Source organism: Catenulispora subtropica, from assembly GCF_039531675.1.
Lineage (GTDB): Bacteria > Actinomycetota > Actinomycetes > Streptomycetales > Catenulisporaceae > Catenulispora > Catenulispora subtropica.
On the sequence record NZ_BAAAQM010000081.1, the window covers coordinates 16,836 to 38,634 of the forward strand.

At 67.6% G+C, this 21,799-nt stretch carries 15 protein-coding genes, 1 tRNA gene and 1 pseudogene; 11 read left to right on the forward strand and 6 right to left on the reverse strand.

The genetic code is table 11. The annotated features are described in order from the left end of the window. Positions 1–36: 36 nt before the first annotated feature. The 6 genes and pseudogenes from ABD466_RS41075 to ABD466_RS41100 all read left to right on the forward strand — a co-directional run. Positions 37–1,116: pseudogene (locus ABD466_RS41075) on the forward strand (type III polyketide synthase); the annotation flags it as partial. Next, positions 1,116–1,637 carry an isoprenylcysteine carboxyl methyltransferase family protein gene (locus ABD466_RS41080; protein ID WP_344662726.1) on the forward strand — a complete coding sequence of 174 codons (522 nt, stop codon included), beginning with the start codon at positions 1,116–1,118 and terminating at the stop codon, positions 1,635–1,637. The pseudogene ABD466_RS41075 and the gene ABD466_RS41080, both read left to right, overlap by 1 nt. An 11-nt stretch (positions 1,638–1,648) precedes the next feature. Further along, the gene (locus tag ABD466_RS41085; RefSeq protein ID WP_344662727.1) at positions 1,649–2,674 is read left to right on the forward strand and encodes an NAD(P)/FAD-dependent oxidoreductase; all 1,026 of its coding nucleotides are present in this window, start codon (positions 1,649–1,651) and stop codon (positions 2,672–2,674) included. A gap of 209 nt (positions 2,675–2,883) precedes the next feature. Next, complete coding sequence (locus ABD466_RS41090; protein ID WP_344662728.1) at positions 2,884–4,227, forward strand: MFS transporter; 1,344 nt, start codon at positions 2,884–2,886, stop codon at positions 4,225–4,227. Between the two features lie 139 nt (positions 4,228–4,366). Then, entirely contained in the window at positions 4,367–5,122 is a 756-nt protein-coding gene (locus tag ABD466_RS41095; RefSeq protein WP_344662729.1) for an SDR family oxidoreductase, read from the forward strand. Positions 5,123–5,178: 56 nt separating this feature from the next. Further along, entirely contained in the window at positions 5,179–6,078 is a 900-nt protein-coding gene (locus ABD466_RS41100; RefSeq protein WP_344662730.1) for a LysR family transcriptional regulator, read from the forward strand. 26 nt (positions 6,079–6,104) lie between these two features. Here ABD466_RS41100 and ABD466_RS41105 read toward each other — a convergent pair whose 3' ends face one another. Then, complete coding sequence (locus ABD466_RS41105; RefSeq protein WP_344662731.1) at positions 6,105–7,445, reverse strand: LCP family protein; 1,341 nt, start codon at positions 7,443–7,445, stop codon at positions 6,105–6,107. A 166-nt stretch (positions 7,446–7,611) separates the two neighbouring features. On the opposite strand from ABD466_RS41105, the gene ABD466_RS41110 reads away from it, so the two are divergent. Together ABD466_RS41110 and ABD466_RS41115 are read left to right on the forward strand one after the other, a co-directional pair. Then, positions 7,612–7,684 (forward strand) — tRNA-Lys (locus tag ABD466_RS41110). 657 nt (positions 7,685–8,341) lie between these two features. Further along, positions 8,342–12,061 (forward strand): hypothetical protein, encoded by a 3,720-nt coding sequence (locus ABD466_RS41115; RefSeq protein ID WP_344662732.1) that lies wholly within the window; start codon positions 8,342–8,344, stop codon positions 12,059–12,061. An 80-nt stretch (positions 12,062–12,141) separates the two neighbouring features. On the opposite strand, the gene ABD466_RS41120 is transcribed toward ABD466_RS41115, so the two are convergent. Together ABD466_RS41120 and ABD466_RS41125 are read right to left on the reverse strand one after the other, a co-directional pair. After that, positions 12,142–12,807, reverse strand: coding sequence for a HEPN domain-containing protein (locus tag ABD466_RS41120; protein WP_344662733.1), 666 nt, complete (start codon positions 12,805–12,807; stop codon positions 12,142–12,144). 192 nt (positions 12,808–12,999) lie between these two features. Then, a complete protein-coding gene (locus ABD466_RS41125) occupies positions 13,000–14,673 on the reverse strand; it encodes an NAD(P)/FAD-dependent oxidoreductase (RefSeq protein WP_344662734.1) in 1,674 nt (557 codons plus the stop codon). Positions 14,674–14,975: 302 nt separating this feature from the next. Here ABD466_RS41125 and ABD466_RS41130 point away from each other — a divergent pair, with 302 nt between their 5' ends. Beyond that, on the forward strand, positions 14,976–16,157 hold the full coding sequence (locus ABD466_RS41130) for a hypothetical protein (protein ID WP_344662735.1): 1,182 nt from the start codon (positions 14,976–14,978) through the stop codon (positions 16,155–16,157). Here the strand turns inward: ABD466_RS41130 and ABD466_RS41135 are convergent. After that, positions 16,127–17,017, reverse strand: a complete 891-nt coding sequence (locus tag ABD466_RS41135; protein WP_344662736.1) for a hypothetical protein — start codon at positions 17,015–17,017, stop codon at positions 16,127–16,129. The two genes, ABD466_RS41130 and ABD466_RS41135, sit on opposite strands and share 31 nt — an antisense overlap. 289 nt (positions 17,018–17,306) lie before the next feature. On the opposite strand from ABD466_RS41135, the gene cyaB reads away from it, so the two are divergent. Together cyaB and srmL are read left to right on the forward strand one after the other, a co-directional pair. After that, on the forward strand, positions 17,307–17,879 hold the full coding sequence (cyaB, locus tag ABD466_RS41140; protein ID WP_344662737.1) for a class IV adenylate cyclase: 573 nt from the start codon (positions 17,307–17,309) through the stop codon (positions 17,877–17,879). A gap of 378 nt (positions 17,880–18,257) precedes the next feature. Further along, entirely contained in the window at positions 18,258–19,394 is a 1,137-nt protein-coding gene (gene srmL / locus ABD466_RS41145; protein WP_344662738.1) for a PheS-related mystery ligase SrmL, read from the forward strand. A gap of 105 nt (positions 19,395–19,499) precedes the next feature. Here the strand turns inward: srmL and ABD466_RS41150 are convergent, their stop codons facing one another. Beyond that, positions 19,500–20,681 (reverse strand): damage-control phosphatase ARMT1 family protein, encoded by a 1,182-nt coding sequence (locus tag ABD466_RS41150; protein WP_344662739.1) that lies wholly within the window; start codon positions 20,679–20,681, stop codon positions 19,500–19,502. Positions 20,682–21,047: 366 nt separating this feature from the next. Continuing rightward, complete coding sequence (locus ABD466_RS41155) at positions 21,048–21,548, reverse strand: NUDIX domain-containing protein (protein ID WP_344662740.1); 501 nt, start codon at positions 21,546–21,548, stop codon at positions 21,048–21,050. Positions 21,549–21,799 lie beyond the last annotated feature (251 nt).

Here is a 21,799-nt window from a genome sequence, read left to right on the forward strand (position 1 = left end):
CCCACTCGGGTACCGACTAGCTGACGCGGCACCCACACTCGCGACCCGACGAGGGAGACGGGCATGTCCCGCATTGCGGCCGTCTGCTCCACCCTCCCTCCCCATCGGCACCGCCAGGAGGATCTGGCCGAGGCGCACGCCGCCCTGTGCGCGATGGCGGCGACGCGGCGCGGGCTGCTGGACCGGCTCTACGCGAACGCCGGGGTGCGGACCCGGTACACGGCGCTTCCGCTGGAGGACTACAAACGGCTGGACGGTCTGGGCCCGGCCAACGACCTCTACATCGAGCATGCGACGGCGCTGGGGGCCGAGGCCGTCCGCGACGCGCTGCAGCAGGCGGAGGTCCGGCCGGAGGACGTGGACCTGTTCGTCGCGACCTCGGTGACCGGGGTCGCGGTGCCGTCGCTGGACGCGCGGCTCGTGCCGCTGCTCGGGCTGCGGTCGGACGTGAAGCGGGTGCCGATGTTCGGGCTGGGGTGCGTGGCCGGGGCCGCGGGCCTGGCCCGGATCCACGACTACCTGCGGGCGTACCCGGATCACACGGCGGTGCTGCTCGCCGTGGAGCTGTGCTCGTTGAGCGTGCCGGTGGAGGACCCGTCGCCGGCCGACCTCGTCGGCTCGGCCCTGTTCGGGGACGGCGCGGGAGCGGTCGTGGTGCGGGGCGCGGAGTGCCGCGGGGGCGCGCTGCGGATCGTCGCCACCCACAGCGAGCTGTGCCCGGGGACCCAGGACGCCCTCGGCTGGCACCTGGGCACGAACGGCTTCCGGATCGTCCTGAGCGCCGAGCTGGCCGACGTGCTGGAGCGCGAGCTCGGCGCCGTGGTCCAGCGCTTCCTCGCCGGGCGGGGCCTGCAGACGTCTGACATCGGCACCTGGGTCGTGCACCCGGGCGGCCCGAAGGTGATCGACGCCGTCCGGGACGTGCTCGGCCTGGCCGAGGACCGGGTGGCCACGGCGCGCGCCTCGCTGGCCGAGGTCGGCAACCTGTCGTCGGCGTCGGTGCTGCACGTGCTGGGCAAGGCCCTCGCCGGCCCGGCGGGACCGCCGGGTCCGTGGGTGATGGTGGGTCTGGGGCCCGGGGTGAGCATCGAGCTTCTGCTGTTGGAGCGTCCCTGATGATCTTTTACTACGCGCTGGTGATCGCGACCTGTTTCGAGCGGCTGGCGGAGCTGGCGGTGACGAACCGGAACGCCGCGTGGAGCTTCGCGCGCGGGGGCGTGGAGACCGGGCGCGGGCACTATCCGCCGATGGTGGTGCTGCACACCGGGCTGCTGGCCGGGTGCCTGGTCGAGCCGCCGCTGGCGCACCGGTCGTTCGTGCCGGCGCTGGGCGTGCCGATGCTGGTGCTGGCGGTGGCCTCGCAGGGGCTGCGCTGGTGGTGCATCAGGACCCTGGGGCCGCGGTGGAACACGCGGGTGATCGTGGTGCCCGGGCTGGCGCTGGTCGACGCGGGGCCGTACCGCTGGTTCCGGCACCCGAACTACGTGGCGGTGGTGGTCGAGGGCTTCGCGCTGCCGCTGGCGGGGTCGGCGTGGATCACGGCGGCGGTGTTCACCGTCCTGAACGCCGCGCTGCTGACGGTGCGGCTGCGCTGCGAGGTCCGGGCGCTGGCGCCGGCGCGCGCGGTGTCGGGCTGAAGGGCGGGGCCGTGCTGGACGTCCTGGTGGTCGGCGGCGGGCCGATCGGGCTCGCGGCGGCGGTGCACGCGGCGTCCGCGGGGCTGGCGGTGGTGGTGGCCGAGCCGCGGCCGGGGCCGGTGGACAAGGCGTGCGGCGAGGGCCTGATGCCGCCGGCGCTGGCGGCGCTGCGGGCGCTCGGCGTGGATCCGCCGGGGCGGGCGCCGCGCGGGATCCGGTATCGGGACGAGCGGCACCGGGTGGAGGCGGAGTTCCGGGACGGCCCGGGGCGCGGGGTGCGGCGGACGGTGCTGCACGAGGCGTTGGCGGACCGGGCCGAGGCGGCCGGGGTGGAGGTGCTGACGGAGCGGGTGACGGAGTTCTGTCAGTACCCGGACCATGTCGAGGCGCTGGGCTTCAAGGCGCGGTATCTGGTGGCCGCCGACGGGCTGCACTCGACGGTGCGGCGGGCGTGCGGTCTGGATCCGGCGGCGCCGCGCGTTCCGCGGTACGGGTTGCGGCGGCATTTCCGGGTCGCTCCGTGGACGGACTTCGTCGAGGTGCACTGGGGGCGCGACTCCGAGGCCTACGTCACGCCGGTGGACGAGAAGCTGGTCGGCGTGGCGATCCTCGGACCGGCGGGCGGCGGGTTCGACGATCGGCTGGCCGCGTTCCCGGAGCTGCGGGAGCGGCTGGCGGGCGCGCCCGGGGCCGGGCCGGTGCGCGGGGCGGGTCCCTTGCGGCAGGCGGTGCGGCGGCGGGTGGCCGGGCGGGGGCGGGTGCTGTTGGTGGGCGACGCGTCGGGGTACGTCGACGCGCTCACCGGAGAGGGCATCAGCGTGGGTCTGGCCCAGGCGCGGGTGCTGGCGGCGTGCCTGGCGGCCGACCGGCCCGCGGACTACGAGCGGGCGTGGCGGCGGGTGTCGCGCCGATCGAACACGTTGACCGCCGCGTTGCTGGCGGCGCGCCGCAATCCGCTGGCCGGCGGGCGGATCGTGCCGGCGGCGCAGGCGCTGCCGTGGGCGTTCGGCGGCGCGGTGCGGATGATCACGGGGTGAGTCCCGGACCCCCTCCGCGTGAGGACGTCCGCCTGTCAAGGACATTCACCCGATCAGGTGTTCGCTGGTGGGCGGCGCAGAGTTCCCAAGAACCTGCGTTGATAGTACATTGACGTACCGTGGCGGACGCCGTCACCGACTGTTACCAAATTCAGGGTATTGCCACCGTGGCCGCCACCGCAGCGGGCGCCCTAGCCGGGATGAGGAGCATGGCCGACGCCGTCCGGGATCCCTTCCCGCGCTCGTTCTGGTGGTTCTTCGCGGCCGGGGCGGTCTCGTGGCTCGGCGACGGCGTCATCGTCGTCGGCTTCCCGCTGCTGGCGGCGTCGCTGACCGGATCGCCGCTGGGCATCGCGTCGGTGGTCGTGACGCAGCGGCTGGCGCCGATGCTGCTGGCGCTGCCCCTGGGGGCGCTGGCCGACCGGTGGAACGCGCGCCGCACCGCGGTGGCCGCCAACCTGGCCCAGGCGCTGCTGTTCGGGGTGGCCGCGACGCTGGTCGCCGGACGGCATCTGGGGCTGGCCGGGCTGATCGCGGTGGCGTTCGCGGCCGACGCGCTCGGCACCCTGTTCACCTGCACCACCGGCGCTCTGGTCGCGGACATCGTGGAGCCGCGGCACTTCGGACGGGCCAACACCTGGCTGCGCGCCACCAACGCGCTCATCGCCTTCGTGATCGGGCCCGGCGTCGGCGGTCTGCTGTTCGCCACCGGGCGGCAGCTGCCGCTGATCGTCGACGCGTGCTCGTTCGTCGCCGCCGCCGGGGTGCTCGCGATGCTGCGCACGCCGGACCAGCGCGCGCGGCCGGCGCGCGCCGACCGGCACTTCCTCACCGAGGTGAAGGACGGCGTCCGGATCTCGTTCCAGGCCGGGCCGATGCGGCTGATGGCGGCGGTCCTCGGGACGATGACGCTGGCCCAGGCCGGGTCGGTCGCGGCGATCGTGGTGCTCGGCACGCAGACCGTGGGGCTGGGCGAGACCGGGTTCGGCTGGGCGCTGGCGGCGGGCAACGTCGCGGCGGTCGGCGCTCTGCTGTCGATCGGGCGGATCACCAAGTTGCGGACGTCGTCGGCGGTGCTGGTGAGCCTGGTCCTGGGCGCGGCCGGCGAGCTGCTGCTGGGCACGGCGCACAGCGGGCCGCAGATCTCCGTGGGGCTGGCCCTGGACGGCGGCGCGACGCTGATCATCGGGGTCGCGCTGACCACGGCGCGGATGCGGCTGGTCCCCCGCGAGCTGCTCGGGCGGATGACCGGCGGGTACCAGTCGGTGATGTTCGCCGCCGGGACGGTCGGGACGATCATCGGCGGGGCGCTCGCGAACGTCGGCGGACGGCTGCCGTACCTGGCGTGCGCCGGGGTCTACGCGGTGGTGCTGGCGGTGTCGGTGCGCCGGATCCGGGGGCTGGACGACGTGCCGGCGCCGGCCGAGCGGGCCGGGCGGGCCGGGCCTGCTGCGGCGGGCCCTGCGGCGAGCCCGGCGGCGGCCGTTCCGGCCCAGGCGACCCAGAGCCCCGACGAGGCCGCCGCGAGCCGGGCCGCCGAGGCGGCGGACTGATCCGGAACCCGCCCCGGAGCCACAACGGGTCGTTGTCTCCGGTGCAGGAATCTGTTGTTTCCCAGGTGGGGCCCCCGTCGGCATGCTTGATCCGGTGCTGATGCCACGGCACTGACATCGCCCGACGAAGGGAACCACCATGCCCGTCCTCCCCCAGCGCGACCTCGAAGGCAAGGTGGCCGTCGTGGTCGGCGGCAGCCGGAACCAGGGCGCGGCGATCGCCGACGCCGTCGCCGCGCGCGGCGCCACCACGGTCATCACGTTCGCCACCGACGAGGAGGCCGCCCAGCAGACCGTCGCGGCGCTCGGCAAGCACGGCGGCACCGTCGAGGCGGTGCGGTCCGACGCCCGGGTGTCTGCCGACGTGGACGCGCTCTTCGAGAGCGTGCTCGCCCGCCACGGCCGGATCGACATAGTCGTCCACACGCCGGGCGCGGTTCTGAAGAAGCCGCTGGCCGACTTCACCGACGCCGACTTCGACCACCTCATCGACCTGAACACCCGCAGCGCGTTCAACACCCTGCGGGCCTCCTGCCGCCACCTCGGCGACAACGGCCGCTACGTGGTCCTGTCCACCACCCTGACCTCGATCATGACCGGCCCCTACGGCCTGTACTCCGGCTCCAAGGCCGCCGTGGAGCGCATGGTGCTCGCCGCGGCGAAGGAGCTCGGCGCGCGCGGCATCACGGTCAACGCCGTCGCGCCCGGTCCCGTCGACGACGACTTCTACCACGCCGCCGAGACCCCGGAGTCGGTCGAGGCCGCCACCCACCACAGCCCGCGCAACCGGCTCGGCCTGCCCTCGGACATCGCACCGGTGGTCGGCTGGCTGGTCTCGGAGGAAGCCGGCTGGGTGTCCGGGCAGACGGTGCGGGCGAACGGGGCGATGTTCTAGAGCCCGGCCGTTTCCCGGAGCCGCCTCAGTCCTCGAAGCCGGTCTATCGTCGAACCGTGATCGACCTCGAGCCGCGGCACCTGCGGTCCTACCTGGCGGTGGTCGCGGAATCCAGCATCTCCAAGGCGGCGGCCCGGCTGCACATGACGCAGCAGGGCGTCTCGCAGCATCTGCAGCACCTGGAGCGCGCGGTCGGCGTGACGCTGCTGGTGCGCACGCCGCGCGGCGTCGCGCTCACCGCCGCCGGGGAGCGGCTGGCCGAGGGCGCCGCGCCGTTGCTGGCCGGCCTCGACGACCTGGCGCTGGCGGTGCGCGCGGTGGGCGGGGAGCGGCGGGGCCGGATCCGGCTGGTGTCGGCGGCGTTCACCATCACGCAGCTGAGCATCGAGATCGCCAAGTCGCTGGAGGCCGCGCACCCGGCGGTAGAGGTGGACGTGGCGACGGCGCAGCGGCCGATCGAGGCGATGCGGATGCTGCTGGAGGGCCGCGCCGACGCCTCGATCATGTGGCTGCCGACCGGGGACGAGCGGCTGGCGGCGGCGCCGGTGCGGTCCGATCCGCGGGTGGTGCTGGTCTCCGAGCGCCACCGGCTGGCCGGGCGGGCGGCGGTGACGCTGGCCGACCTGGCCGCGGACCCGGTGGTGATCGTCGACGCGTTCGCCTCCGAGGCGGCGCTGGCCCACCGGATCGTCGACCCGCGCCCGGACGGCCGGCCGGCGGTGCGGGGCCCGGTGGTGGCGACGCTGGAGGAGTGCCTCACGCAGGTGCGGCGGAACCGCGGGGTGTGGTTCGCGCCGCGGGCGATGGCCGAGTGGGCGGTGTGCGGCGGAGTGCGGCTGGTGCCGGTGACGGACATCGAGGAGACGCCGCTGGCGGTGGTGTGGCCGCCGGCCGCGCCGCGGGCGCTGGTGGAACTGCTGGTGGAACACGTGCGGGAGCGGATCGGCACGTTCTGAGACCGGGCCGATCCGCTCCCCGGGGCTCACGTGGCGGAGAAGCCCGTGACCTCCGTGTCGTTCTTCAGGTCGTTCCACAACTGCGCGGCCTTGGTCTGGTTCCACAGGATCGAGGACCCGACGTTGGGCACGTTGTAGTCGGGGTTCGCGATCGGCACCACGATGGTGTGGCCGCCGCCCCCGTTGACCGACTTCATGTTCTGGAACAGGTCGTACAGGTCGCCGAGGCTGGTGCCGTCGCTGGTCTTGAACGCCGCCAGCGAGTTGTCCAGGGTCGGCACCAGCTTGAACGGGTTGAGGATGACGCCCATCGAGGACACCTTGTGCGCCAGCGCGGCCAGGAACTGCCGCTGCCGCTGCATCCGGCCGATGTCGCCGAGCGGGTCGGCGTAGCGCATGCGCACGTAGGCCAGGGCCTGGCCGCCGTTCAGGGTCTGGCAGCCGGCCTTCAGGTCGGCGCCGGACAGCTCGTCCTTGATCGGCTTGTCCAGGCACATGTCCACACCGCCGACGGAGTCGGTGACCTTCACGAAGCCGCCGAAGCCGACCTCGGCGAAGTGGTCGATGCGCACCCCGGTGCTCGTCTCAATGGTCTTGACCAGCAGCGGCGCCCCGCCGAAGGCGAAGGCGGCGTTGAGCTTGTTCTTCGACTCCTTGTGCGGCTTGCCCTTGCTGTCGGTCCAGGCCGGGATGGTGACGTAGGAGTCGCGGGGCAGGCTGATCAGCGTGGTGCCGTGGTCCCCGGAGTGCAGCAGCATCATCGAGTCGGTGCGGGACGTGCCCCCGGTCACCGAACCGCCGCCGGTGTGCAGCGCGTCCTGCTGGTCCTTCGTCAGCCCCTCCCGGTCGTCACTGCCGACCAACAGCCAGTTCGTCCCCTTGCCCTCCGGCGGCCGGCCGGGGTAGTCGGACAACACGTGCTCGTGCCGGATCTCCCCCGAGGCGTGGAAGTAGAGCCACGTCCCGTACCCGCCGATGAGCAGCACCAGCACCACGAAGCCGGCCAGGATCCGCTTGGGCCAGCTGAAGCGGCGCTGCTTGCGCGGGCGGCCCGGTCCCCCCGGTCCGCCCGGGCCCTCCGGCCCGCGGGGAGCACCAGGCTGGACCTCCCCGGGACCGCCGTACTCGCCCGGCCCGTACTCACCAGGCCCGTACTGCCCGGGCACGTACTGCTGCTGCCCGGACACGTACTGTTGCTGGCCGGGCGCGCCATAAAACCGCTCGTCAGGCTGCAGGACCTCGCCCTGCCCCTCGGCGCCACGGGACAACGGCAACCGCCCGCGCAGCTTCTCCCACCGCGAAGGCTGTCTCAACTCCAGCGTGGGCTCCGGCTCCTGCGGGGGCCACGCCCCGTATCCACCACTCATACCCACGACCATGCCATCCGTCCGCCGCCCAGCGTGCCATTCCCCGGTAATAACTCGGCAACGGTGGCCACGACGTGCCCGGAAGCCGACGCCGGGTTAACGATTTCGAGACGCCCCCGGTGGTCTGCTAATGTTTCACCCGTCAGCGCGACACCGGCAAGACCAAGCGCCGCTAGCTCAATTGGCAGAGCAGCGGACTCTTAATCCGCGGGTTCGGGGTTCAAGTCCCTGGCGGCGCACCCGTAGCAGAACCCCTGGCAGGTAACTGACCAGGGGTTTTGCGTTTCCCACCCCGAATTGGTTGAACCTCTTGACGGGTTGTCGGCCTGGATGGTCCAGGCGTGGTCCAGGGTGCGTTCCGACTGCGTTCCGTGCGGATGCCTACGTCCCCTGATTCGCCGGCGGCACCTGTAGATTTCCGATCCGCGGCTCCGGCCTTGTTGTGCGGATTCCGCCCCTGCCCTAGCGCTCTGCGATCCGCTGGTCGATCGCTCGTGCTGCTCACCGTCATCATGCCTCCTTCCTGCTGTCTGCCGTCCGGGCCGCTCGGGTGAACACGAGGGCGATTGCTTCGGCCGCCTGGCGCTTCTGCAGACCAAGTCCCAGAACACTGTGCGCATCGTGCCTCTGATCAGTTCTGGGCAAGTGCCTCCAGTGGCTTATGGCAACACCACCGCTCGGCAACGCGCCGCGGCCCGACCTGCGCCGCCCGCTCTGCTCACGGGGGCTACGAGCGTGTGTATGCGCGCAGACTCGGACTGATCTAAATCGGCCCAAGTCCTAGCTCCCCGGAATCGCCTCCGGTGCGCTCCGGGGAGCTTGTCGTGAAGCTCATGCACATACGGCGATTGGCAGAGATACTGGTGAGTCGGCGCAGTAGCCGTGGGGCAGATGGGATGGCCAAGGTGCAGGACGAGCTGGATGAAGGCAATCAGTCGGGCACCCCGCAGGACCGCGAAGAGCTGGAGTCGTCGCTCGCCGCAGTGCATCAAAGCCTCGCAGACATGTACCGGCACGCTGTTCGACTCATGGAGGGGCCGGAGCGCAATCGGGCCGTAGTGTCCCTGATCGCGCACGCAGTCCGCGAGATCAGCAACAGCCTTCCCCGCCATCTCGGGCTTGCCGAGAATGTGGCGCTCCCAGCGCGGTCTGACCTGAAAGCTCCGATGCAGAAGCTGGCGGAGCTGCTCGATGTTGGAGATCCATGGGTGATGCTCCTGCCATCTGAGAGCAACCGACCTGACCTTGAGGTTCCTGCCGACGGGCACGACCATGCGATTCGGGTACGGCAGGCCGTGGATGAGGCAGTGGCAGAGCATCTCAAGGGCGCAGGCAACGCACGACAGATCCGAGCGTTCGTTGCTGCCTGGGACATGTCAGCCGGCCAAACTCCCACCGCGGAGATGTTCGGCAAGGTGTTCGACTTCTTCATGGGCTACGCCCACCTGGGTGGGGTGGATGAAGGCGACATTCCTGCCGAGGCTGAGCTTCGGATGCAGTTCGCCAGGTTCGAATCGATTGTCGCCACGCGCCTGGGTGACTTCTTCGAGGTGCGGGACGAACTCGCCAGCATCCTCACGGAGGCTAACTCGAAGACCGGCGGCGATCACTCCGAATCTGTTGACGCTACGCCTGAGGGTGTGAAACCACCATGGGGCTTCGCCATTCCCGACCCCGGTGTGGTGGACCGCGTCGTAGAGCGACTTGGACACCCTCAGCATCGCTACGTCTTCTACTCCGGGCTGGCAAACCCGCACTGGGTTGCCCCTCTGACAGCCCGAAAGGCCTTCCAGTCGCCACCGGTAGTGGACGGTCAGGGCATGTTTCGAGGCGGCGGCTGGCCGGAAGGGGAGTATCTAGCCAGGGTCGCGGCACAAGCGCCGACCGAGGTCATCGTTGCTCTCCGGCCTGCGCTCGCCAGCGATCACCCGTCTGTGCAGAAGATCGTGCTCGATATCGCCGCCCAGTTGCCGGCTGAGGCGATCGTCGACCTCCTGCCGACGCTCAATCGGTACCTCCAGTCGCCGTGGCTCGCCTGGCTCGACCCCATCAAGCTCACCTCGCTCATCCCCACGCTGGCCGAGGGCGGCAAAGCGAAGAAGGCTCGTGAACTTGCTCTGCTGTTGTACACCCCGCGAGCGTCTGGGGCGCCAGCTGCTGATCCGCGCACGGTATTGGATTCGCACTGGTACATCCAGACTCTGCCGGGTGCGGTGTCGGCGCTCGGCGTCGAGCTGAAGACGTTGTCGACGGTCATCGGTTGGTTGGAGGAGTGGGCGCGGCTGACACCCTATGGTGGCTCGCTGATGTCAATGTGGCGTCATTCAATCGAGAACGACGACCAACTGCGGCTCAGCGAGCCGATCGGTCACGCTCTCGTTGACGTGGCCCGTGACTTGGCACGTTCCCTCCTGGATGCCGGCCAACCGCTCGCGGCAGTCGTTCGGCGAGTGCAACCGCGGAACATGGACCGTGACCGTGCGCCGATCTTCCGACGGCTGGCATTGGATGTAGTCGTCCACACGCTCCGCACAACAACCGTCAGTAGCGATGCAATGGAACAGGACGGAACACCGGGGGTAGCGGATGCCGCCACACCGGTGGAAATCGCCTTCGAACACCTGATGACGCCCGAGCTGCTCCGAGGAGCTTACCGGCCCGAATACCTACTGCTGGCACAGAGCACCCTTCCGCTTCTCAGGGATGACCAGATTGAGCAGTGGCGGAACCTTCTCTCAAATCCGCCACACCTGACTGCCGAAACGGTCGGCAGGATGCTCAGCGGCTTCGGCGGTGAGCCCGCGGACGCGACCAACGAGCAACTCGCCGACTACATCGGCCGCTGGCAGCGCGATCTCCTGGCCGGGATCGGCCGCGACGCGCTGCCAGCCGATCTGAGTAGCTGGCTTGATGAGCTCATCAGCGTCTACGGCGAACCACCGTCCACACCTGCCGAGATCCGAAACCGAGGCGGCTTCTTCACGGGGCCGACCAGTCCGCTGTCTGACCCCGATGCCCTGAGCATGACTCCGGAAGAACTGCTGACCTTCGCCGCATCGTGGCAGCAGGGCGACGTGCCGGACTGGCGGGCTGGGTTCCCGCCGTCATACGAAGGTCTGGCCCGCGCTATCGAACGCGCGGTGGCGGCGAAACCGGCAGCCTATGCCGACCATGGCGAGCGCTTCATCGGGATGCGCAGCTCCTTCGTGCGGACCTTCTTCAAGAGCTTGCAGCAAGCGATCGGACACGGACACGGGTTTGACTGGGAGCCCGTGCTGGCGGTGGCATCACATGTGGCCGCGCAGCTGGTTGACGGGGCCGATGAAGCCGACGGCGATGGCGAGACGTGGCGCGACGCCCAGCTTCAGGTCGCGCGCTTCCTCCAAGCCGGCATCGAGGCCGACGCGTCCCTGGCCATCCCCGCATCGATGTACCCGGCGGCCTGGAGCGTTCTGGAGCGCCTAATTCACAGTACGGACCCGGCGCCGGACTTCGAAGAGGACCAAGGCCAGCAGCCGAGCGACGCTATGACGTTGTCGCTGAACGCCACCCGGCCCGCGGCGCTTCGCGCAGCAATCCGGCTGCTGGCTGCGCTCGCTCGACATGCGATCAACGACAGTCCCGCTGAGGGCACCGATCTCGACCGAGACATGGACGATGTCACGGGTCAGATCCTAGAAACCCTCGATCAGCATGCCGGTCCCGAAGCCGATGGCAGCCTCGCCGTCGCTGTAGTGTTTGGCGAGGGCCTAGGACTGCTTCTATCTGCTGCTTCGCAGTGGACTGCCGACCACCTGGAACTCATCCTCGGACCGCCCGGAGGTGATGAACAACCGCCTGTGGCACATCAGAATTGGTTCGATACGGCTTGGGCTGTAGCCATCGCCGGCTACCACCCCTCCCGCGGCCTATTCGACCCGCTCAAGCCCTGGTTCCAGGCGCGCATCGAACAGTTGGGCATCGACATGCCCGACGTCGACGCCGAGATCAACACCCGCGCGATCAAACAGGCGTTGGCCAACCACGTCCTCATGCTCTACGTCACGGGCCAACTCGATGATGGACTCCAGGACACGACCCTGGCGAACCTGTTCGCCCACGGCGACAGCGCCCTGGTACGTGAGGCCCTGGGCAACTTGGGCTGGCGCCTGCGCAACACACAAGGCGACGTTCTTATCGCAATCCTGGAACGCCTCCGAGCCCTTTGGGACTGGCGTGCCGAGCAGGTCGCCCAAGGCACCGCTGACCGCGAAGAACTCCTCGACTTCTACTGGTGGGCCGCCTCCGGGCACCTGGACCCATCCTGGTGGCTGCCCCACCTTGAGGCCATCGCCGACAACCCCGACTTCCACGGCCACGAGATGCTCGGGACACCACTCGCCAACGCCGCCCAGGAACACCCCGAACAGGTGCTTGAAATCTTCACCACCTTGTACACCGCCAGCCGAAAGACGGTGCCCTCCCCCGATCTAAACCGACACGCGCCAGCCATCCTCAAACCCGCGTTGACTTCCAACAACCCCGACCTCGCCAAACGCGCACGCGATCTCATCGGGCAACTGGGCCGCGACGGGTACACGGACCTGATGGATCGCATTCAAGCCCTTCCGGACTGACTCCGCTCAATGAGTGCCGCTGCACCCAGCGCGGAGCAAATCCGACCAGCTTTGGTGCTGCGTCCGTACCCTGTCGACGGCTACTCCCATGGTGCCACGCCGGTAGACTCCCGCAGGCGTCGCCGTACGTGCCCCTCGGTGGCGTCGACCAGACGTTTGACGTGGTTGTAGAAGTCGCTGACCGTATCCTTTGTGACGCTGTCCACCGCCGATCCGCGGTGTGCGATCTCTCCACGCAGCTCGACGAAGCCGTCGAGTTTCTCCGCGGCCCGCACCCGGCTCATCCTGTTCCAGCTCCATGAACTGGAAATCTTCGAGAGCCCGACCGCCTTGTCGAACAAGTCATCGATCTGTGCGGTCTTGGGAGTGTTGAGCTTGCGGTTACGCTCAGCCTGAAGCCGGGCCAGCCGACTGGTTAACAACTCGCGCCAGCCGTCGTCGGCCACGCTCCACACCGCCAGTTCATGATCGTCGCTCTTCAGTTCCTTGGCGACCAGCCGCCGCAGATCGGTAGGTAGGTCAGCGGCCTCGCGGGCATTAACCACTAGGTGTGCGAGGGCTTCAGCTGCCAAGTCTTCGCAGAACGCCTCCCAGAATGCCGTGAGTAGCACGACCGCCGACTTGTGCAGCGACTCGACCTGCCAGCGCCTGCCGGGCCCTTCGCCGTAGATCTCGACATGGATCTGGAACAGACGGTCGATGTCGCCGCAGTGGTCGTCGAAGCTATCGCGCGCTTGGCTAGTCACCTAGCAATCCCTCCTCGCCGGCAGTCCCGTCAATGCCTGCAAAATGGGTTTCTGGGCCGAATGGGCGACGTTTCGCGGGACGAATATTCCTGCGATCATTCGCTACACACCCAGAGCTCTCTCGGCGGCCGGACTGCGCAACAATCATCACATCAAGAGACACCGGATGCTGACGCTACTCAAGATTCCCCATTACAATCGCGGGATTTGTCGATCTTGCCAGGCAAGGCTTCGCTCATCTTGAAGAATCTTCTTCCAACGCCCTCGACCAAGGTATGCATCCATCGATGCAATTGCGGCAACACCCTGCCCCGCGGCCTGCGCTACGCGCCGTTGAGAATTTACACGCACGTCGCCCACAGCGAATATACCGCGCTCGCTCGTTTCGAACGGCAAGCGACTCCATCGGCTGCCAAGTTGCCTGTCGGTCAAAATGAAGCCATCCTTAAGTCTGATCGACGGCATGGACGGATCGGAGCCCTCGTTCTTAAGCCAACCCGTACAGGGCCGTCCGCCTACTGCAACAAAGGCTTGAGCCGCATCGAGGCTGCACGACTCACCCGACTTGTTAACATAGCGTATACTGGCAAGCGCATCGTCACCTTCGAAGGATAAGATTTCGGCGCATCTCACGAAATTTTCAGCACCCCCATCATTTTGGATGCGGCTATATAGATCTCCCATCTCACTGAAGCCGCGCGCCAACAATTTGCAGTCGACACCTGCCTGACGAAGCAGGATCGCGGCCCTGCCGGCGGTCCTGCCGCCGCCAATGATCACGATTGGGGTCTTCAGATTCCTTAGAGCATCAGACCTTTCAAGATTATATTGGATATCTCCGCTCCTTACGAAGTAGGCCTCCTTCGCGGAAAGCGCTCTGCCCTCGATGACAGATTTTGCCTCCTGCCCACATGCGATAAGAATCATTCCGGCATAGAAGGGTGTCATCACTCCTCCGTCGGCACAGAAGACAACAAATCTGCCTGGACGAAGAGCGTCGCGCTCCAGGTGCGTAGCCGTGATAGTTGGAAACCAGTCGACAAGCTCAAGCTGGCTTATCTGATCTGTTGCGAAACGCATGAGGCGAGTGCCAGAAATTCCATTTGGGAACCCCATATAGTTTCGGATCAAGTTTATGGAAGAAGCTGCAGATCCTCCTGGTCGCTCTTTTTCAACCATCACAACACTGAACCCTGCCGCCGCAGCACTGATGGCAGCGGCAAGGCCAGCAGGTCCTGCGCCTATTATCGCCAGGTCATACAGGCGCTCTTTGTCAATCTTCAACGGATCAGTCGACAGCCCTAGGGCTTGATAAATATGGCCGATGCTTGGATCGACGACAGTGCCGCCGCCGTAATGCATCGAGATCTGACTCCCATCGCCCGTTTCCCAAATATATGGAACTCCATTGGCGAGAAGGAATCGCCGAAGCTTGAACGCATCGCGACTGGTTGGTGTTCCTGAAAATCTGAGCGGGCTTTCACTTTCTGGCGGTACCCACTGAAAGAAGATGCTTTCAACTTCCCTTTCTAGGTCACGCTGAGCCTTGGCTATATGGCTTAGGTCGCCCTTAGATGTTCGCCGCCACGAGTCTTCATTGCCCGGCACCTTCGCCATTGGAGGCCTGAGTCCAGCTGGGGCTTCGTTTACTATTCTACGAACCTCACCGCCTTCCGCTTCGTCATAGAGAATTCCTGCGACATGATGCCCCTCGGGCCCATTAAGCACAAAGGCAAGGTCTTCGGTTGTTCCAAACGCCAAGACCGCTAGGCTCTTCTCGCACCATTCGTCAACCTCTCTGTAGAGGAGATGCCTCTTCCAGAGATCTGGCTGTATGACTATTATGAGCGGAACAGTCCTATTCACTTGGACCTCCTGCGACGCATGCGCGGAGCCGTTCTTCTACAGGATGTACCTCTTTTACGACTATCGCATCCGGGGAGAGTAGAGTCTCGATGCGATGACCAGTGCTGTCTCAATGCAGACAGCTCACTACAGGTAAGTAGGTATTTGGGCAGGATCGTCGAGGCCTGTCTGGGCAGCTGTCTCAAGGCGGCATCTCGAACTGCCCGAGCCACCGGCGCCCGGGACCCACCACGACGAGCAAGCACCTGGGCGGGACGGGATGGCGTCGCGCCAGGTGGCAACGTGCCGCAAAGTGTTGTGCCGTGCCCGCACCAGACCCGAGCGACTGCCGCTCCACTGCTGTACCGTCCAACCGCGACGTCGCAGAAGCTCAAGAAGAGCTGACGACCCGCCGCACGGTACGTTCCAAAGCGCTTCGCACCGACGCGGCGAAGCTCATCGATCACTTGGCCACAGAGCCGCGCATTATCATCGTCAGCCCGAGCGCCTCGGAAATTGCCCGGTGGCGTGAAATCGCCGCGTGCGCGCGTCGGCTACAGCTGCCGCCTGCTGGTCACCGCCTGACCGCGCGGGTCACAGCGGACAAGAACCTGCTGATCTGCCTGCAGGCCGAAGCCTCAGCTGGTACCCCCGCCGTACTGACACCTGAGCTCCCCGACGTTCCTCTGCCCGAGCCCGGCGCTGAACTGCACCCTGCGGCCGTGGCCGCGCTGCAGTTACCGCAGCGGATGCGGGTGTGCCCGAACTGCGCGCCCCGCGCCGCGCAGATCCTGTCCGCGCTCGCCTTCGCTGCGATCCGCCTCGGGCACACCGCCGAAGCCGCCGCCGACGGAAGCAACGCTGTGGTGACGCTCACTGTCGTCGACTGCCGCTACGACGTCACCATCGTTGAGGACTTCGAGACCGCGCCAGCGGCGCGAGCTCCGAAGTACACCTGGCAGCGCGTCACCGACTTCGACCAGGCTCCGACCGGGCGGCTGTCACTGGTGATCGTCTGGCGCACTGATCGGGCAGGCGGCCGCAGCACGTGGGGAGACCGTAAGCGTTGGCGGCTGGAGGACAAACTCCCGGAGGTGCTTGCGGAGATGTTGCGCGGCTCTGCTGCCGCGCAGCAGGCCAAGGTCATCGCTGAGCAGGCGGCCGCGGAGCGCCGGGCGAGCTGGGAGGCAGCGATGCTCGACGCCCGCGCGCGGTTCGCCCAGGCGCACCGCGCCGAGGTGCTGCGCTCGCAGGTTCAGGCGTGGCGGCTCGCCGGCGACATCGCCGCGTTCTGCGACGCCGCCGAGCATGCCGCAGCCTCGGATCCGCAGCGTGCTGCGAGCGCCGCGCCGTGGCTGGCGTGGGCCAGGGACTACGCCGCTGGTCTGGACCCGACGTGCCGGCCATTGGCGATGCCGCCGGACCCTGATCCGCAGCCGTCGCAGCTGCAGCCCTATCTCGGCAATCTGAGCGCCTACGGCCCGGAGTCGTCGTACCGGGGATGATCGGGGCGCCTGGCCTGCGCTTGGCGCAGCCCAAGGCGCTTCTGCAGCGCGTCGGCGGTTCGGCCGTGTCCGGCACGTCGCACCGCCTCGATCGCGTCCTCGGCGACGGAGCCGAGGCGCGCAACCTCGGCCCGCAACGCCGCCAGCTCGTCGAACCTGTCCGCAGCAGGCTCACCGCACCAGGAGCGCAGCACCTCCAGTACGGCCATGTCGTCGTCGAACGTGTCGGCGCATTCCTCGGCAGTCAGGACGGTGCCTGGTCCGCGGGTGGCTTTGAACGTGCGCCCGCGGACCACGCCCTCGCGCAACGCGGCCTCCTCTGCGGCGGCGTACCGGGCCACTGCGTCGGCGTGCGATTGGCAGGCGCGGGCAGCCCAGCGTTCGGCGGCAGGCCAGGGCGCGACGAGGGTCCCGAACCGGTCGGTGAACGTCAACGGGTCGGACAACAGGTCGGGCAGGTCGGCTCCGAACTCCTCGCGTGCCGCAGGCAGATCGTTGACCAGCAGCAGGCCGAGTGTGCTTTTGGTGTGGCCGAGGGAGACGATGTTCGAGCGCTGCCAGATGACGGCGATGAACTCCGAGACCGCGTGGTAGACGGCCGTGCGCAGCGCGGGGGCGGATGCGGCGACCGCCGCGGCGTATCGCCGGTCGTCGGCCTCCCACGCGTCCAGCTGGGCCCACGGCGCCTTCAGGGCGGTCTTCGCCACCCAGGACGCCATGCCCTCATCATCACCGTCCAGCGCCCGGATCTGCACCTTGGCGCCTTTTCCAGGGCGGATCTTCTCGATCCGCACCCGGTGGACCGGCGCTTGGGCCGTCCACGCCTGTGGTCGGTACACCCACTCCTCGCCCGCTTGCACCTGCCCACTCTCGCACGCACCGAGCTTGCCTCGGATCACCACCTGTCACGGGCCGCGCCGGCCTGCGCCACATGCCGCATCGTGTCGTAGCAAGCCGCGCGTGCCATGTTCAGTGCGTCCTGCCGCGTCGCGATATTGCCGCCACGGCCAGCCGGTCCTCGTCGCCGGCCGAGCGACCCTACCGGCGCGACTCGCACGACCGGCATGATCGAGCGCCAGTGCGGGCACGGTGCAAGGTGACGGATTCGAAGTCGGCTGCGCGGCAGCCCGCAGGGAAGAGGCGCGCACCGTGGCCATCGAGGCTGAGCTGAAAGCACGGGTGACCGATCCCGAGACGGTCCTTCGGATACTGGCGGCGATCGCGCCGGGTACCAGCGCCATTTATCAGGACCAGTACTTCGACAGCACGGACGGCTCATTTACCGCGAGCGGCCGGGAGCTGCGGATTCGCACGGTGGACTCCACAGAGGCGGTCAGGCACATCCTCACCTTCAAAGCCCCAGCGGTGGACGCCGAAAGCGGATCGAAGCCCGAGTACGAGACCCTGGTGGCCGATCCGGACGCGACGGCGGCCATTCTCCTCGCACTCGGCTACCGGGCTCTGGTGTCGTTCAGCAAGCACTGTGCGAACCATCGCATGCAGCGTGCGGGTCGGGACATGCTGGCTACCGTCGTCACGGTCCCCGAGATCGATGGGACGTTCCTGGAGGTGGAGACGCTCACCGACGACGCTAGCGACGTTCCAGCAGCGCTGGCAGCGGTGCATGCTGTGATGACCGAGGTCGGCATCGCGCCCGCGGACTTCACCACCGAGCTGTACACCGAAGCCGTGCTGCGCGCGCGGCCTGGCAATGCCGTGTGAGCGGGCCCTGTTGGACCAGCTCGACGACGCAGTGCTCAATTCAGTCCGGTCCAGCACGATCCAGCTGGCATGTCATCTGTAGCGGCACCCTGCCGGGGCGAGGCCCGGCCCAAGTGGGGATGTCAGTGCGTGAGCTGGATGCCGCTGCGCCGCTGGGCCTGCGGAAATACCACGCCACCTCCAGGTGAGTCGGATATCGTGAGGTTGTGGCCGTCGTTGCGAACTCTCGCCGATTTACCGGCCCCCTGGCCCTTACCGGGCGCTCAAGGGGTCGGACTTCGCCACGTCTCGTGAGCTGAGCAGCCCTCACTGAGCGGGCTCTACGGGCCAGGGGGACCTCGCGTCCGGTTTCCCCCCGCTCACCGTGAGGACTTCACCATGCCCGCCGCCCTTTCATCTGAACAGCTTTCCCGCGACCTTTCCGTCCGCGACCTGACCGATCCCGCCGACGGCCCGCACGCGATCCAACTGGTCCTGAACCGCACCGTCAGCGCGCTCGCCGACGCTTGGGGCTGCCAGGTGCGGTGGTGCCGTGGCCCCAGGATCTCCAGCATTGAAGACAACTACGACAACCTGCGCTTCAGCGGAGACGACGTCACCCGCGACGCCCGCTACACCCGCTACGTCGACGGCCACCGCATGCTGCGCAGCCACTCCAGCGCTCTGATCCCGCCCGCTCTGCGCGCGCTGGCCGGTGATCCGGCTGCACCCGACGATGTGCTGTTGGCGTGCCCGGGCATCGTGTACCGGCGCGACGCCATCGACCGGCTGCATACCGGGACACCGCATCAGCTCGACCTGTGGCGTCTGTCCCGCCGCACACCACCGATGGCTCCCGCCGACCTGGACCAGATGATCACCGTGGTGCTCGGTGCCATCCTTCCCGGTGCGGCCAGCCGTTGTGAGCCGCGCGTCCACCCCTACACGCTTCACGGTCAGCAGGTCGACGTCGAGCACGACGGCGAGTGGGTGGAGGTCGCCGAATGCGGGCTGGCACACCCGGAAGTCCTGGCCCGCGCCAGCCTGGACAGTACCTGGAGCGGCCTCGCGATGGGCATCGGCCTTGACCGGCTGCTCATGCTGATCAAAGGCGTCCCCGATATCAGGGCCCTACGCTCGACCGATCCGGCGATCGCCGCACAAATGCTGGATCTGGCGCCGTACCGGCCGGTATCGGCGATGCCGGCGATCCGAAGAGACATCTCGGTCGCCGTGGACGCCGAGACCGTGGACGAAGACCTCGGCGACAGGGTCCGTGAGGCACTCGGCGAGGACGCGTCATGCGTGGAGTCGGTACAGATTCTCTCCCAAACGCCGTGCTCCGAGCTGCCCGAGGCAGCGCTGGCCCGGTTGGGCGCCCAGAGGGATCAGAACAACGTCCTGGTGCGGATCGTGCTGCGCCACCTGGAGCGGACGTTGACCGACCACGACGCGAACGTGCTACGCGACCGCGTCTACGCCGCCGTCCACGCGGGAACGGCCCACCAGTGGGCCACCGATCCACCACAGGCATAGCCGCCATCTGCGGCATCGCAGCACTTCCGTGGTGCGCCGACCAGAGCGGCGCACCACATTTGTCGATCCGGAGGTCGAGGAGCGAGCCGAAGGCTGTGTGCGGCGTCAGGGCCGGGTCTGAACGACGGCGTGAGTCCCGACTGTGCGCCACGTGGTGTCGCTTTTATCGAGGACTTCCAGCAGTTGTGGGCTGATGCCGACAGCCACGTCGGATTTCAGAGTCCGAAGGGCGGTCACCGGGCCAGGGAAGTAGGAGGTGAGCTGCTCGAATCCGGTTGTCGGCGGCCAGTGGCGGTCGCCGACGAGCCGACGATAGTTCAGATCACCCTTCATGATCGTGACTGTCGCGTCAGCGAAGCTGGCCGCGAGGTCTGCGGGCAAGTCGTGGTAGGTCAGGGGCGCGCAGTAGAACGCGTGCGTGTGAATTGTCAGCCGTCCGGTGGCGCACGCTCTCCGCAACCGCACCCCAGCGCGTCCGAGCTGTTCGGGGCGTTCGGCCAGCCAGGTCAAACACGCGATCACGTCGGCGCCAGTGGCATCCGAGACATAGTAGGGAGCCGGTTTGACATGCAACGCCACGGCCTGCACGCCTACGGTCTCGAGCAGGTGATCGATCAGCAGCAGATCCGGGATGAGCTCGCGGCCGGTGTTGTCAGCGACCATCACGACCTGCGGTGAATCGGCGCGACGCAGCAGTGACCACATCAGGTCACTGTCATCGACCAGTACGGCGGGAGCGGCTTCCGGGGCGTCGTCGGCTCTACCTGCTGACGCCGCCCGCGTGGACATTTGGAAGCCGAGGTCCGCGCGGTTTCCCCAAAGCGAGGCCGACAGCAATACGGCGCCGATCTCGGTGCTGGAGGCGCCGGTGAGCGTCTCGAACCACCCGAGGTCTTCGGCCAGGCGGGCATCGGTCAGCTCGGCGTGTTTCATCGGGGCAAACGGATCCACAGACCACCATGGCCCAGGCCGATAGAAGCCGGTCGCGTCCAGCAGACGTCGGTAAAAGTAGGACTCTGCGAACAGGAACGGCGTCTGGTCCAACTGGCGGCCGGCGAACTCCCGTACCCACTCCGGCCAGCAGTCGCGGTCGCAGCCGCTTGGCTCCGGGGCGGTGATGGTGGCGACGGAGGTCTCGCTCGCCAGTTCGTCCAGGGCTTCGTTCTGTTGGGGCCCGAATGGGAACGCCTCCCGCACCTTGGCAATCACAGCGGGGTGTCGGTCGTGGAGCACGCTCCAGGCGAACGTGCCAGGCTCCGGAACGATCGCGTCCGGCTCTCGCGTCATCTACCACTCCTCACCTCGTTGTGGCTGGCACGGCCAGCGTCGACACCAAGTTACTGGTCAATAGGCCAGGCCCCGCCTGAGCAGGACGGCTGTCAATGCACAGATTCCCTTCCCGGTATTTAGAATCTTGGGAGCGTAGGGCGTGGGTGTTGGCCTGGAAAGTGATCTCGAAGCGGCCTGGCAGGCAGGGCGGTGATGCCGGGCTCGACGCCGGTTCCATTGCCAGGCCGGTCACGTGCCCCTTTCCGCTGCTGTCCACCACCCAAGAGCACATGCATGTTCGTCTTTCAGGCGATCCTGAAGGTTCCGTCAGGCGCCTGAGGTCCCTGGCGCATCCCCAGGCGAGTGTGGTTATCCGGGTTAATTTCACGCAGTCATTGACGCGGCCAGCAGTCGCAGGCCATCGACGTTGCTTGCGAGATAAGTGGCAAGCTCCTCCGGCTGAAGCTTGATCGAGGTAATGGCATCGCGCGTGAAAGGGATCTTTTCGACATCATAGGTACCACGTCCGGGGATGGAGAACTCTTCGCCGACCCGGTTGGAGGTATCCATAGACTCCAGTAGCGCGAGAAAGAAGTATGTCAGCCGTTCCCCTTCTTCTTTTGGCTCTGCGAGAACGAGGACCTGCTGTGCAGGGCCGACGACCCCACCGACTTCTTCCTTCACCTCTCGGCGCATCGTGTCTTCAGGCCCTGCGTCGCCAGGCTCGATTCCCCCGCCAACAGTGACCCAGTATGGCTCGGGTCCGCGGCTTGGCTGGAGCCGCCTGATCAGCACGAGGAAGTCGCCCTGGAGCAGGATTGCGCGAGCCGTATGGCGGGCACCGGACAGGACTGCTGAGGACGGCTCACTGGAGTCACGCTGCACTCAATGACTCTACAGCTTGAGAAGGCTCACCAGCGGGACGCCGATGTCCTACATCACGTTGCGGCCTCCATTTCTGATGTCCTCGATCAGGCCCGCTTCACGGATCGGGTGAACTCGAAGCCGCCGCCATTGCAGCCGCTCGCGCACTCCAGTTCGACAGCGACGTTGCCTCGATTCGCAGCACCGTGGTCTTGGGCCAATGCCGCTTAGCTAGTTTCTGATCAAGGTTCTGATCTGGTGGTTCGGTGTGG